Consider the following 13,361-nt stretch of genomic DNA (forward strand, 5'->3'; position numbering starts at 1 on the left):
CGCAGGGTTTTTTCGTTTTACAGCGCAATTACCAGCTCCCCGGAGTGACTCCGCGAACAGCAGAGCGCCACCTGCTGGTCAGCCGCGCTTTTTTCTGCCTCCGACTGCACGCTATCCCTGTGGTCCACCACGCCGTCAATCACCGGCGTCAGGCAGGCGCCGCAGATCCCCATTTCGCAGGACAGCGGCACGTCCACGCCGTTTTCCTGTAATACCTGAGCGATGGTCTTATCCGCAGGCACCGGCCAGCGCTCGCCGGTAGAGGCAAGCTTGACCGTAAAGATCTCGCCTGCGACGCCGCTTGTGACAGGGGGAGCGGGCTGAAACGCCTCGCTGTGGATATGGGCGTCATTCCATCCCTTCGCCGCCGCCACATCGCGCGCTTTCTCCATAAACCCCGCAGGTCCGCACACCCACGCGTGCAGCCCCGCTTCAGGTGCGGGGAAATGCTCCGCCAGCGTGGTTCGTGGGGTGGTGGTATGGATATTGCAGTTACCGCACTGCGAGAGCTCGCGCGCAAACGCCGCGCTTTCCCGGTTTCTGACGTAATAGTGCAGCGTAAACGGCGTTCCGGTCGCTTTCAGCTGCAATGCCATCGCATACAGCGGCGTAATGCCAATCCCTGCTGCCAGCAGCAATACCCGCTCAGCCTGATGCAGCGGAAACAGATTGCGCGGGGCCGAGATTGAAAGCCTCTGGCCCGGACGCAGCGTTTCGTGAACGTAGCGCGACCCGCCGCGCGAGGCGGCTTCTCGCCCCACGCAGATAAGATAGCTCTCGTCGCCACATGCCCCGGTCAGAGAGTACTGGCGGACCACGCCGCAGGGCAGGTGGACATCAATGTGCGCGCCGGGTTGCCACGCCGGTAGCGCGTCGCCGTTTTCGGCCACCAGCCTGACGGCGAGGCTTTTATCCCCCTCGCGCCACAGCCCGTCAACGATCACGTTCAGCATATTGGCCTCCGTCATACCAGGAAAAATTCGCCAAAGCCCATTTTTTTCAGTCCACGGCGGTAGGCAATCGAACTCTTATCTGCCGGAATATGGGCTTCCAGAGTGAGATCCAGCGGCAGACTTTCCGGGCGCTGGGTTTCGACCATCAGGCGATCCTCTTCAAAAATGCGCAGGTTAAAGGCATGCACGTCCTCCACCGGAATATGCAGATCAAAGTTGCGCGCGATGGGCGCGAACATGCGGGTCACCCGTGACGAGACGGGCGAGGCGGCGTTCATAATCACCAGCCGCGATTCACCCGGAAAATGAATCGTCAGGGTGGCGGTAAACGGCAGATGCATTTCAAAATGGCGCAGCCACTGGAACCCTTCTGGCGCCTGCACGGGTGAACTGGCGGGATAGTTGCTCACGGAACTCCAGTAATCGGCCACGAAACCGAAGGGTGTCTCCTGCGGCTGATAGCTAGGGACAAGCTGATTATTGGGATCGGCAAAGGTATCGGTATGGATCCACGCAAAGTGGGCAACATCCAGAAACCCTTCCACCTGGCGCCCGGCGAAGCCGTTCACCTCAAACGCCGGGCAGTTGATCTGCTGAAATCCGTCGTCGCTCCAGTGCGGCATGGTGGGCAGCGGCACGGGATTGTCCGGGTCAAACGCCAGGCAGGTCCAGATCAGGCCGAAGCGCTCTTCCACCGCGTAGTTAATCAGGTTCAGCTTCGCCGGAACGGGCTGGTCGGGGCTGGACGGAATGCGGTTGCAGCGGCCGTCTTCACCAAAGCGTAAGCCGTGGTAGGGGCAGATAATCCCGTGCTCGTCGTGAAAGCCGAGCGTCAGCGGCACGCCGCGGTGCGGACACACGTCCCGGGCAACCACGACCTGGTCGTTAATTCGGTAAATCACCAGCTGTTCATCCAGCAGGGTGGCCTTGACGGGGGCCGGGCCGACGTCGCAGGCGCGCGCAACCGGATGCCAGCATTTCGCCAGGCGCAGCCAGTCCTCTGGCTCAAACGTGCAGTGGGCGGGTGGTGTCGGTTCTCTTTTCATCGTTGTCCCTCTTGTTCAGCCTAACGGGCCGCCCTGAATGGTCTCGCACAGACCGTTGATAATGCGTTCCCCGGTCTCCTCTTTGAGTTCCTGATACCAGGCCTGCGTCAACGCCATATCTTTCCCGTGGGTGACGTCGCAGCGTTTACGCGCTTTCAGCACCAGGTCACGCACCCGGTCGCAGCGCAGGGCTTCGTACTGCCGCAGCGCCAGCGTAATGTTGTGGTTTTCACGCAGGCATTCGCCCAGCACCACGGCGTCCTCCATGGCCGCGCAGCCGCCCTGGCCGATATCCGGCGTGGTGCTGTGCCCGGCATCGCCGAGCAGCGCGACGTTGCCGCGTACCAGGCTGTCGAACGGCTCGATGTCATGGATTTCAATGCGGTTGGTGGTATCGGGATCCAGCGCGGCGATAAGCTTCTGTACCGGCGCCGCCCAGCCGCGGAAGTAGCCCGTGAGATCGGCGCGCAGGGTGGTGCGATCCTCCGCCAGGCCCGCGGGCAGCGGCACGTCAAAAAAGAAGTAGAAACGACCGCCGGAGACGGGCATCAGCGACACGCGTTTACCCTCGCCAACGAAGGTGGTCCACTGGTGCGCCGGGGCAATCTCTTCATCAATCTTCACCAGCCCGTTCCAGTTCACGTATCCGGCGTAGCGGCGCTCCGGGGTATAGCCCAGCACGTACGGACGAACCGCCGAGTGGCTGCCGTCGGCGGCAATCAGAAAATCGCCTGTTGCCGTGGTGCCATCGGTAAAGGTCACGCTTACGCCCGCGTCGTCTTCGTGGACGTGTTCCACGCGCTTGCCGAACTGCACCTTGTCGCGCCCCCAGAAGTCCAGCATTTCGCGCTGGAGTTCAGCGCGCGAGACGGGGCAGGGGCGCCCGCCGGTACGCTCAACCAGCGGGGCGAGGCTGAAGCGGGTCAGGGTGTCGCCGCGCCGGTAATCCTTGTAGGCCATAAAACGCATCGGACCGCCGTAGGTTTCGATAATGTCGCCCATGCCGAGGTGCTGCATACACTTCACGCCGTTAGGCCAGATGGAGATGGCCGCCCCGACGGGCCGGATCTCTTTTACGGCTTCGAACACGGTACAGTCGATGCCCGCTTTCTTTAGCGCGACGGCAGCGCTCAGGCCGCCAATACCCGCGCCAATGACGATTGCTTTCATGCTTCTCTCCTTTTGCAGGGTGTAAAAACATTCAGCAATTTGCGTACCAGGCTGCAGAGTGGCGAAAACGGCGTTGTGGGTGGTGAGTTTGCACTGCTAAGGTGCGCAAACACGGTGAATATGCCTTTTTATGAATCAATAATTTCCTGTCCAGCCATACAGAATCGACTGTTTCACATCGGCGACAAGAGTGGCGTGGTTTGTGCAACAACCCGGAGGAGGACAATAAAGGAGACACTATGATCGCACTGCACGACTTCAATCATCTTCCTGAGAAAGAGGCTCTCGCGCTGCTCACCCCCTGCGTGGCGCTACCCGGCTGGGCTGAGGCGCTGGTTTGTGGACGGCCTTACCCGAGCCGGAGTGAATTGACGATCGCGGCGCAGGCGCTGATGCAGCGCTGGGACGAAGCGGCGTTAGCGCAAGCCCTGAGCGCGCACCCGCGCATCGGGGAAAAGCCCGCGGGTGCACAGGTGGAGGCGGCGCTGTCGCGTCAGGAGCAGGGCGCGGTGAATGACCGTGACGCGGCGCTTGCGCAGGCGCTGCGCGAGGGTAACGCCCGCTACGAGGCCCGCTTCGGCCGGGTGTTTCTGATCCGCGCGAAGGGCCGGAGCGGCGAGGACATTTTACAGATACTGAATGCGCGGCTGAAGAACAGCGACGCGCAGGAAGTTCAGGCGGCGCTGGAACAGCTGCGGGAAATTACGCTGCTGCGGCTGGAAGGAGTGATTAGCGAATGAGCACGCTCAGCACCCATATTCTCGATATTTCAACGGGCAAACCCGCCGCGGGCGTGACGGTCCATCTCGAACGGGAGGGCGAAATCATGGCGACGGGCGTGACCAACGTTAATGGTCGCATCACCGAATTTGTCCCTTTCCTGCCCGCAGGCCGCTATCGGCTGGTGGCGGAGATAGGCGGGTGGTTTCGCGCAACCGGCCGGGAGACGATCTACCCCTGCGCGCAAATTGATTTTGTGACGGGAGAAGCGGCAGACGAGCACTTCCATCTGCCGTTTGTGATTGCGCCAGGCGGGTGGTCAACCTACCGGGGCAGTTGACCACACCCGCTCGCCGTTGACCCAGGTCTCACTGATGTTGCGCTCGTCGCCCAGGGTCATCAGCACAAATAGCTGCTCGTAGATATCCTGACAGCGGCGATTGCGCAGGCGCTGCAGCGGCGTCTCGTCAGGATCGATAACCACGAAATCCGCCTCTTTGCCGGGGGCGAAGTTGCCAATCTTATCGTCCAGCCTGAGGGCGTGCGCGCCGCCCAGCGTGGCGTGATAAAACGCCTCGCTGGCGCGCAGGCGGTAGCTCTGAAGCTGGCCGACCTTGTAGGCTTCTCCCAGGGTGCGCAGCATACTGAAGGTGGTGCCCGCGCCGACGTCGGTGCCGATGCCCATCCGCACCTTGTGCTGCCAGCAGGCGGGCAGGCGAAACAGCCCGCTGCCGAGAAACAGGTTCGAGGTGGGGCAAAACGCCACCGCCGAACCGGTGTCGTGCAGGCACTGCCACTCGCTGTGGTGCAGATGAATCGCGTGGGCAAACACGCTGCGCTCGCCGGTCAGGCCGTAGTGGTGATATACGTCCAGATAGCGCTCGTGCTCCGGCCAGAGATCGTTCACCCAGGCCACTTCGTTGGGGTTTTCGCTGAGATGGGTCTGCAGCCAGGTATCCGGGAACTCCTCTCTGAGCAGGCTGACCGCGGCGAGCAGCTCGGGTGAGGACGTTGGGGCAAAGCGCGGCGTAATGGCATACCCCAGCCGCCCCCGGTGGTGCCAGCGCTGGATCAGCTCCCGCGTCTGCCGGTAGCTCTGCTTTGCATCTTCGCTCAGGTAGTCCGGCGCGTGCCGGTCCATCATCACCTTTCCGGCGATAAGGCGCATGTTCAGGCGCAGGGCTTCGGTAAACAGCGCTTCGACCGATTGCGGATGCAGCGTGCAAAACACCAGCGCGGTGGTGGTGCCGTTGCTCACCAGTTGGTTAATGAAAAATTCGGCGATCTCTTTCGCGTAGGCTTCATCGGCAAACTGGCTCTCCACCGGGAAGGTGTAGGTGGTTAGCCACTCCAGCAGCTGTTCGCCAAAGGCGCCGATCATCTCCGTTTGTGGATAATGAACGTGGGTGTCGACAAAACCGGGCAGCAGCAGCCTGCCGCGCAGGTCCGTGTAGCCTTTGTGGGGGGCGAGATACTGCTCGCCCTCCTGCCACGCCATGTGCGCCAGAATTTTTCCGTTCTGGATAAACAGCAGCCCGTCCTCAAGGTAGCGGGCGTGTTGGGCAATCGCGTCTGCGCTGTCGCAGACCTGGGCGATATCGAAAAATGCACCGCGTATCGCAGTCTGGTATTCCATCGTGGGTCCTGCCTTAGTGTTTGCGTAGCGGGGTGAAAAAGCTCAGCAAGAACGATGCCAGAATGAACGGGCCGCAGATAAACTGCGGCCGGAGGGAGGGGTTACTCTTTTTGCGTCGCCACGCGGGAGCTGAACGAGGCCGCGCCTGCCGTCTCGCGCTCTTCCCGCGCCAGCCAGCGGTAGGTCACGCCGCCGAGGAAGACGCCGATAAACCAGCTGAAGTTTGCCACTTCATGCAGGGCCGGGATAAAGCCAATCACCAGACCTACAGCAACGGATGGGATCAGCGCGCCAATGGCCTTCGGGTTAAAGCCGTTGCGGTACCAGTATTTGCCCTTTGGCGTGTCGTCGAACAGATCGTCTACCGACACCTTGCCGCGCTTAATCAGGTAGAAATCGGCAATCAGAATGCCGAACAGCGGGCCGATAAACGCCCCGAGCACGTCCAGGGTGTAATGGATGAGCTCCGGCGAGTTGAACAGGTTCCACGGGGTGAGCAGGATCGAGCCGACGGCGGCAATCATCCCCCCGGTGCGGAAGCTGATCTTCTGCGGCGAGCAGTTAGAGAAATCAAACGCCGGTGAGACAAAGTTCGCGACGATGTTGATCCCGATGGTGGCGGTGATCATCGTCAGCAGGCCAATTGCCACGGCCAGATCGTTACCTACGCGACTGACGGTTTCGATCGGGTCGGTGATCATGCGGCCAAACAGCGACTGGGTGCCGGAGACAATCACCACAGTGACGATGGAGAACAGCAGGAAGTTAAACGGTAGCCCCCAGCGGTTGCCGCGGCGGATCTCACCCATGCTTTTGCCGTAGCGGGAGAAGTCGCCAAAGTTAAGCAGCGGGCCGGAGAAGTAGGAGACCACCAGCGCGGTCGCGGTGATCATCTGCCAGGTCTGCTCGCCCGCGCTCAGGGATTTGCTGGCGAGGGTGAAAGAGATCCCGTCAAAACCGGTCTTGTATACAATCCAGCCCGCGAGGGCCAGCATCACCACATAGACCGCCGGACCGGCGATATCAATAAAGCGCTTAATGGCGCTCATGCCGTGCCAGAAGACCATCGCCTGGAGAACCCACATGATGGCAAAGCAGATCCAGCCCAGCGGCGACAGGCCCAGGAAGGCACCGGTGGTAAGGCTCGCCAGAGAAGGCCAGAACTTCAGCACCACCAGCATCAGCGCGTTGGCGGCAAGCCAGGTCTGGATGCCGTACCACGCAAAGGCGATAAGCCCGCGGATCACCGCCGGAATATTGGCCCCGAAGACGCCAAACGCCTGACGGCTGATCACCGCATAGGGCACGCCCGCCATCTGGCTCGGTTTGGCTACAAGGTTGGCGCACAGCTGCACAATGCAGATCCCCACCAGCAGGCAGAGCAGTACCTGCCAGCTTGCCAGCCCGAGCGTAAAGAAGCTCGCGGCAACAACGTAACCCCCCATGCTGTGAACGTCGGACATCCAGAAAGAAAAGATGTTGTACCAGCTCCAGTTCTGGTCACGCGTCGGTGCCAGATCCTCATTGCAAAGACGTGGGCTGTAAACCGCACCGGAATCAGCGGCCGTACTCTGCTGTGCGTTTTGACTGTTTGGCATGAAACCTGCTCCTGTGAATGAAAACCCGTTGAGTGGGAGTGCAAACGGTGTTGCAGGATTCAGGCCAAAATAATAAATCTTGTATGCAATATTTTATTTTTATGTATACGATTCGATAACGGAAAGTAAAATTCGGAGTGGTGAATGAACAATATAAACGCCCTGCAGACCGCGCCAGACCTGCATGACAAAGACGAAACCATCTTCCAGGCGCTGATGACTGCGATTGTGGAACATCAGCTGCTGCCGGGGAGCAAATTGCCGGAAGAGGCGCTGGCCGAGGTGTTTGGCGTGAGCCGCACGGGCATCCGCAAGGTGCTTCAACGACTCGCCGCTGTGCAAATGGTCACCCTGACGCCCAAACGTGGTGCACACGTCGCCAGCCCGACGGTGGAAGAGGCGCGGCACATCTTCCGCACCCGCGCGCTGCTGGAGGTCGCTAACCTGCCGGACGTGCTGGCGCACTGTCAGCCGCCGCACCTTGCCGCGCTGGAGGCCATTATTCGTCAGGAACAGCAGGCGCACGAGGCGTACGACGGCCCGGCGGCAATCCGACATTCCGCCAGTTTCCACATACAACTGCAGGCCATCTCCGGTAACCAGGTGCTGACGGAGATGGTGACAAGCCTGAGCCAGCGCTCCTCGCTGGTGATTGCTACCTGGGGCGCGCCGTGGCGCCAGGGCTGTCGCTGCAACGACCACGAACAGCTGGTGGATCTGTTGCGTCAGAAGGCGCTGCAGCCGCTAAGCGATGCCCTCATGCACCATTTTGAACACATCGTTGCCAGCCTTTGCTTTGAGCGGGCGGGCGAGTGCCTGCCTGATTTTGCCCGGCTATTTGCCGGCCACAAGGAGTCGTAATGTCATCTGTCTGTATACAAGTGATCAACCCCAACACCAGCCTCGCGATGACGGAAACCATCGGCGCGGCGGCCCGAGCGGTGGCGGCGCCGGGAACGGAGATCCTCGCGGTCTGTCCGGGCGCGGGCGTGCCGTCTATCGAGGGCCACTTTGATGAGGCCATCGCCGCCGTTGGTGTCCTGGAACAGATCAAAAAAGGCAGGGAGCAGGGCGTGGACGGTCACGTGATTGCCTGCTTTGGCGATCCGGGACTGCTGGCGGCGCGCGAGCTGGCGCAGGGGCCGGTTATCGGCATTGCCGAAGCCGCTATGCATATGGCGACGCTGGTGGCGACGCGCTTTTCGGTGGTTACCACGCTGCCGCGCACGCTGATTATTGCCCGCCATCTGTTGCACCAGTATGGCTTTCAGGACCACTGCGCAGCGCTGCACGCCATCGACCTTCCGGTGCTGGCGCTGGAGGACGGCAGCGGTCTGGCGCAGGAGAAGGTGCGCGCGCGCTGTATACAGGCGCTGAAAGAGGATGGCTGCGGCGCCATCGTGCTGGGCTGCGGCGGCATGGCGACCCTTGCGCAGGAGCTGACCCGCGAGCTGCGCGTGCCGGTGATAGACGGCGTCAGCGCGGCGGTGAAGTTGGTGGAATCGCTGGTGGCGCTGGGGCTCTCGACCAGCAAGCATGGGGATCTGGCCTTCCCGGAGAACAAACCGTTAAGCGGGCATTTTCAGGCATTGAATCCATTTTAACTTTTGGGGGTGGTATGGGGCTTTTCGAACAGGATTATCCGCGGGATCTGCGCGGCTACGCGGGCAACCTGCCGCACGCGCGGTGGCCGAATGAGGCGCGCATCGCGGTGCAGTTTGTGCTCAATTATGAAGAAGGGGCGGAAAACCACGTTCTGCACGGCGATGCCGGGTCCGAGCAGTTCCTGTCGGACATCATCGGCGCGGCCAGCTACCCGGACAAACACATGTCGATGGACTCCCTCTACGAATACGGCAGCCGCGCCGGGTTCTGGCGGATCCACAATGAATTTCAAAAACGCGGCCTGCCGCTGACGGTCTTTGGCGTGGCGATGGCGCTGGCGCGTCACCCGGAGATTGTTGAGGCGATCAAAGCCGCGGATTACGACGTGGTCAGCCACGGCTGGCGCTGGATCCACTATCAGAACATGGACATCAGCCAGGAGCGCGACCACCTGCATAAGGCGGTGCAGGTTCTTACCGACCTGTTCGGCAAGCCGCCAACCGGCTGGTACACCGGGCGCGACAGCCCCAACACCCGCCAGCTGGTGGTGGAGCACGGCGGCTTCGACTACGACAGCGACTACTACGGCGACGACCTGCCCTTCTGGACGGAAGTGGCCTGCGGCGACGGCACCCAAAAACCGCACCTGATTGTGCCGTATACGCTGGATGCGAACGACATGCGCTTTGCGACCGCGCAGGGGTTTAACACCGCCGAGCAGTTTTATACGTATCTGAAGGACAGTTTTGACGTGCTGTATGAAGAGGGGGAAAGCGCGCCGAAGATGATGTCTATCGGCATGCACTGCCGCCTGCTGGGGCGGCCGGGGCGCTTCCGCGCGCTGCAGCGGTTCCTGGATTACGTTCAGCAGCACGATCGGGTGTGGGTCTGTACCCGCCAGCAGATTGCTGACCACTGGCGGGAAGTGCATCCGTTTCAGAAGTAATTGTGCGATGTTTTGCCGGGTGGCGGTTGCGCCTTACCCGGCCTACGGCTACGACATCAAACTCACCTGCGCCGCCACGATCCGCCACCCGCAGGCAAACCTTGCCCACGTCTGCTGCTGGCGGCCAATCCGCTCCGTACCTTCACGGGTAAACTCGGTGCTGCACACGGCATAATCCTCCCCGAAGGTGGTAATCACGGTGTGGCGCAGCGTCCGCTGAAGCCCAGCAGACGGGCGCGCCGCCCTAAAGGCGCGGATTTCATCGATCCCGTACAGGTTTTCACCCGCCCCCAGACGCACCGTGTTTTTGTCGTGCCAGAACAGCTCGTCCAGCACGGCAATGTTGTTACTCACCAGCGCGTCTTCATAGCGATAAAACGCGGCGGTCACCTCGGCAACCACCCACGGCAGGTTAATGTCATCGTGATTGATCATGCTGCAACCTCCGCCGGGCGGGCATCGGTGATGCCGCTCTCTTCCAGCACGCGAGCGACGCGCAGGCAGGCCTGCTCGTTAAACGGCGCGGCAATCAGCTGCAGGCCAATCGGCGCGCCATGTGCGGTGCGCAGCGGAACGGTGGTCACGGGCAAGCCCAAAAATGAAATCGGCTGGGTCAGCATCCCCATGCTGGCGCGGATGGGGAGCGGCTGACCGTTAATCTCCATGGTTTGCTCGCCGATCCGCGTGGCGCTGCGTGGCGTCGCGGGGGCGATCAGCACGTCGGCCTGGGCAAACAGCGCGTGAAACGCCTGCCGCGCCTGCGCACGGAACCGCTGGGCCTGAATATACCAGGCGGAGGGGATCATCGCGCCTGCCAGCAGTCGCTCCCGGGAGTGCGGCTCAAAGCGCTCGGGCTCGCGGCGAAGCGCGGGCAGGTACTGATTTCCCCCTTCGGCGGCGCTGATGATAAACGCCGCGGAGCGCGCCAGCTCGGCGTCCGGAAACTGCAGCTCATCCTGCACGTCGAGCGCCTTCGCCACCCGCGCCACGGCGTCTCTGGCCTGTGCGTCGCACCAGGTGGTGAAGTAGCCGCCGAGCACCGCGCAGCGCAGGCCGTCAAGCCCGCGGTCTAGCAGGGGGCGCGTCTGCTCGCGCGAGCTCTCTGCCTGAAAACGGTCGCTGCTGTCCCGGCCCTGCAGCGCGTCGTACACGGACGCCAGGTCGCACACGCGGCGGGCGAAGGGGCCGATATGATCCAGGCTCGCGACAAACGGATGGCTGCCGGATCGTGACAGGCGGCCAAAGGTGGGCTTGAGACCATAGATGCCGCACAGCGAGGCCGGAACGCGAATCGACCCGTTGGTGTCGGTGCCGAGCGAAAAGTGCACCAGCCCGGCGGCTACGGTGGCGGCTGAACCGCCAGAGGACCCGCCCGCAATGCGCGTCAGGTCGTGCGGGTTACGCGTCGCGCCGTAGTGGCTGTTCTCGGTGGTAAAGCCGTAGGCGTAGGCGTCCATATTCACCATCCCGGACAGCAGCCCGCCCGCGCTGCGCAGCTGGCGCACGGCGAAGCTGTCAGCGGCCGCAGCGGGGCGCTGGCTGAACAGCTCGGCGCCCGCGAGGGTGGTGTGTCCGGCAACGTCGAACAGGTTTTTCACCGCGTAGGGCACGCCCGCCAGCGGCGGCAGGGGGCGCTTTTCGCGGCGCAGGGTGTCGATGTTCTCGGCCTCGGCGAGCATGCGTGCTTCCGTCACGGTGGTCCAGGCATTGATCTGCGGATTAACGCGCCCAATCGCCTCCAGCGTCTGGCGGGCAATCTCATGGGCGCTCAGCTCGCCCGCGCTCAGCGCCTGTTGAATGTCGCTGATACTCATCTCGTGTAGCGTCATGCTTTATACACTCCTGCGATCTCCAGACGGTCGTCGAGCGGCAGCGCCATCAGCGGGGCGGCCATGCTGGCAATGCGGCTGAACTGCAACTGCAGCTCGGCGCGGCGGGCATCGTCCAGCGTCACGCCGAGCACGGACTCCATTTGCGCAAGATACGCCTGCCAGTCGGGTTGTTGTGTCGTCATTGTTTTCTCCTCAGTATCCGGCGGCCGCGCCGTTGCTGCGCGGGTCAAACGCCCCTTCATACAGCCCGTTGGGGTGGCGGACAATCGCGCCCGCGTGGCCCATCGCTTCACTGAAGTCAGGGAATATTTCTACCTCATGTCCGAGTACCTGAAGCCGTGAGACCGTCTCTGCGGTAAAGCGTCCTTCCAGCTTTAACGTGTCTGAGGTTTGTCCCCAGGTGCGCCCCAGCAGCCAGCGCGGGCGGGAAATGCTTTCCTGCAAGGGCACGCCCTGAACCACGTAGCGGGTAAAGAGCGCGGCCTGGGTTTGCGGCTGTCCGTCACCGCCCATCGATCCGTAGACCATTACGCGCCCGTCCTTAAGACGCGCCGCCGCCGGGTTCAGGGTATGGAAAGGCTGTTTGCCCGGCGCGAGGGCCAGAAGATGAGCGGGGTCGAGGCTGAACGACGCCCCCCGGTTCTGCCAGACGATGCCGGTATCGGGCAGCACCACGCCGCTGCCGAACTCGTGATAAATACTCTGGATAAACGACACGGCAAGCCCGCTGTTATCCATCACCCCCATCCACACCGTATCGCCGGGCCCTTTTCCGGTTCCCCACGGCGCAGCGTGGCCGTCGTCAACCCTGTCGGCAAGCACCTGCAGGGCGGCGGGATCCAGTAGTTCCTGAATCTCGGTTTTCAGTTCACGCGGGTCGGTAATGTGGGCATCGCGCAGGCCAAAGGCCAGCTTGGTGGCTTCAACGATGCGGTGAATGGTGTCCGCGTCGTCGGCCTCCGCCATTTTCAGGCGGTCGGTGATGCCGAGTATCGCCAGCGAGACCAGCCCCTGCGTCGGCGGGGCGTGGTTAAAGATCTCCCCCTGCTGATGCTGCAGCTTCAGCGGCGCGGTGCGCCGGGCAACGTGCGCGTTAAGATCGGCCAGCGTCACGGGCATGCCCAGCGTCTCCATACCGTGCGCCAGCACGTCCGCCAGCGGGCCGCGATAAAAGCTGTCCAGACCGTCCTCTACGAGGCGCGTCAGGGTTGAGGCCATGGCGGGCTGGTAAAAACGGCTCCCGACCTGGGGCGGCTTACCGTTCACCAGCCACGTTTCCGCGAAGCCGGGGATGGCCTTCAGTTCGTCGAATTTACTGGCCGTGGCATGGGCCTGTGAGGCCGTGACCGGGGTGCCGTTCTGCGCATAGTCAATGGCGTCGGCCAGCAGGCGGGCCAGCGGCAGCGACTTGCCGGTCATCTCGCGGGAAACTTTCAGCGCCTCGTCCCAGCCGCTCACCGTGCCGGCGACGGTCAGCGCCGCCTGCGGTCCGCGATGAGGAATGTGCGTGTGCCCGTCGTAGGCGGCAAGCGTCGCGCGCGATCCCGCCGCGCCGCTGGCATCAATGGCGATGGGGTCGCCTTCTGGCGGCACGATAAGCCAGAAGCCATCGCCGCCCAGCCCGTTCATGTGGGGGTAAACCACGGCGATGGTGGCCGCCGCCGCGACCATCGCTTCAATCGCGCTGCCGCCTTCGCGCAACACCGCCAGCGCGCTCTGGCTGGCAAGATGGTGGGGCGCAACGGCCATGCCGTGCGTGGAGACGTTGCTTTGCATGAGAAGTCCTCGTAACACTGAAAGTCACAAGGCGCTGCAAAAGCTGTTCCAGTTCTGAAAGAAAAGTTTCAGTAAGCTG

13 protein-coding genes and 1 pseudogene are annotated in these 13,361 nt (G+C 62.4%); 5 read left to right on the forward strand and 9 right to left on the reverse strand.

Going from position 1 to position 13,361, the window contains the following annotated elements; translation table 11 throughout:
- Window positions 1–17 precede the first annotated feature (17 nt).
- Genes IM294_RS12785 through hpxO form a run of 3 tightly spaced genes read right to left on the reverse strand, consistent with a single transcriptional unit; the run spans window position 18 to window position 3,169 of the window.
- Complete coding sequence (locus IM294_RS12785) at window positions 18–953, reverse strand: PDR/VanB family oxidoreductase (RefSeq protein WP_126817638.1); 936 nt, start codon at window positions 951–953, stop codon at window positions 18–20.
- An 11-nt stretch (window positions 954–964) separates the two neighbouring features.
- Window positions 965–1,999 carry a molybdenum cofactor-independent xanthine hydroxylase subunit HpxD gene (gene hpxD / locus IM294_RS12790; RefSeq protein ID WP_126817635.1) on the reverse strand — a complete coding sequence of 345 codons (1,035 nt, stop codon included), beginning with the start codon at window positions 1,997–1,999 and terminating at the stop codon, window positions 965–967.
- Window positions 2,000–2,014: 15 nt separating this feature from the next.
- Window positions 2,015–3,169 carry an FAD-dependent urate hydroxylase HpxO gene (gene hpxO / locus IM294_RS12795; RefSeq protein WP_126817632.1) on the reverse strand — a complete coding sequence of 385 codons (1,155 nt, stop codon included), beginning with the start codon at window positions 3,167–3,169 and terminating at the stop codon, window positions 2,015–2,017.
- Between the two features lie 239 nt (window positions 3,170–3,408).
- On the opposite strand from hpxO, the gene uraD reads away from it, so the two are divergent.
- Both uraD and uraH read left to right on the forward strand, forming a co-directional pair.
- The gene (gene uraD / locus IM294_RS12800; RefSeq protein WP_126817629.1) at window positions 3,409–3,909 is read left to right on the forward strand and encodes a 2-oxo-4-hydroxy-4-carboxy-5-ureidoimidazoline decarboxylase; all 501 of its coding nucleotides are present in this window, start codon (window positions 3,409–3,411) and stop codon (window positions 3,907–3,909) included.
- Complete coding sequence (gene uraH, locus IM294_RS12805; RefSeq protein WP_047368245.1) at window positions 3,906–4,229, forward strand: hydroxyisourate hydrolase; 324 nt, start codon at window positions 3,906–3,908, stop codon at window positions 4,227–4,229. The genes uraD and uraH overlap by 4 nt, the downstream gene beginning before the upstream one ends.
- Here uraH and guaD read toward each other — a convergent pair.
- Together guaD and IM294_RS12815 are read right to left on the reverse strand one after the other, a co-directional pair.
- Window positions 4,209–5,525 (reverse strand): guanine deaminase, encoded by a 1,317-nt coding sequence (gene guaD, locus IM294_RS12810; RefSeq protein WP_126817627.1) that lies wholly within the window; start codon window positions 5,523–5,525, stop codon window positions 4,209–4,211. The genes uraH and guaD overlap by 21 nt on opposite strands.
- Window positions 5,526–5,626: 101 nt before the next feature.
- Window positions 5,627–7,123, reverse strand: coding sequence for an NCS1 family nucleobase:cation symporter-1 (locus IM294_RS12815; protein WP_047364244.1), 1,497 nt, complete (start codon window positions 7,121–7,123; stop codon window positions 5,627–5,629).
- 144 nt (window positions 7,124–7,267) lie between these two features.
- On the opposite strand from IM294_RS12815, the gene IM294_RS12820 reads away from it, so the two are divergent.
- From IM294_RS12820 to puuE, 3 genes and pseudogenes are all read left to right on the forward strand, one after another.
- Window positions 7,268–7,984, forward strand: coding sequence for a GntR family transcriptional regulator (locus IM294_RS12820; RefSeq protein WP_045630054.1), 717 nt, complete (start codon window positions 7,268–7,270; stop codon window positions 7,982–7,984).
- A pseudogene (gene hpxA, locus IM294_RS12825) lies at window positions 7,984–8,821 on the forward strand (allantoin racemase). Before IM294_RS12820 ends, hpxA begins: the two are co-directional and overlap by 1 nt.
- Complete coding sequence (gene puuE / locus IM294_RS12830; protein WP_370552608.1) at window positions 8,796–9,674, forward strand: allantoinase PuuE; 879 nt, start codon at window positions 8,796–8,798, stop codon at window positions 9,672–9,674. The pseudogene hpxA and the gene puuE overlap by 26 nt, the downstream one beginning before the upstream one ends.
- A 48-nt stretch (window positions 9,675–9,722) precedes the next feature.
- Here the strand turns inward: puuE and hpxZ are convergent, their stop codons facing one another.
- The 4 genes from hpxZ to hpxW are packed head-to-tail and all read right to left on the reverse strand — an operon-like array spanning window position 9,723 to window position 13,282.
- Window positions 9,723–10,109 (reverse strand): oxalurate catabolism protein HpxZ, encoded by a 387-nt coding sequence (gene hpxZ, locus IM294_RS12835; RefSeq protein WP_126817621.1) that lies wholly within the window; start codon window positions 10,107–10,109, stop codon window positions 9,723–9,725.
- On the reverse strand, window positions 10,106–11,503 hold the full coding sequence (locus tag IM294_RS12840) for an AtzE family amidohydrolase (protein ID WP_126817619.1): 1,398 nt from the start codon (window positions 11,501–11,503) through the stop codon (window positions 10,106–10,108). The genes hpxZ and IM294_RS12840 overlap by 4 nt, the downstream gene beginning before the upstream one ends.
- Window positions 11,500–11,688: an oxalurate catabolism protein HpxX gene (gene hpxX, locus IM294_RS12845; RefSeq protein WP_028012637.1), complete on the reverse strand. Its 189-nt coding sequence runs from the start codon at window positions 11,686–11,688 to the stop codon at window positions 11,500–11,502. Before hpxX ends, IM294_RS12840 begins: the two co-directional genes overlap by 4 nt.
- A gap of 10 nt (window positions 11,689–11,698) precedes the next feature.
- Window positions 11,699–13,282, reverse strand: a complete 1,584-nt coding sequence (gene hpxW / locus IM294_RS12850; RefSeq protein ID WP_126817617.1) for an oxamate amidohydrolase — start codon at window positions 13,280–13,282, stop codon at window positions 11,699–11,701.
- Between the last annotated feature and the right edge of the window lie 79 nt (window positions 13,283–13,361).

Source organism: Enterobacter cloacae complex sp. P43RS (assembly GCF_014930585.1).
GTDB classification, from domain to species: Bacteria; Pseudomonadota; Gammaproteobacteria; order Enterobacterales; family Enterobacteriaceae; genus Enterobacter; species Enterobacter bugandensis.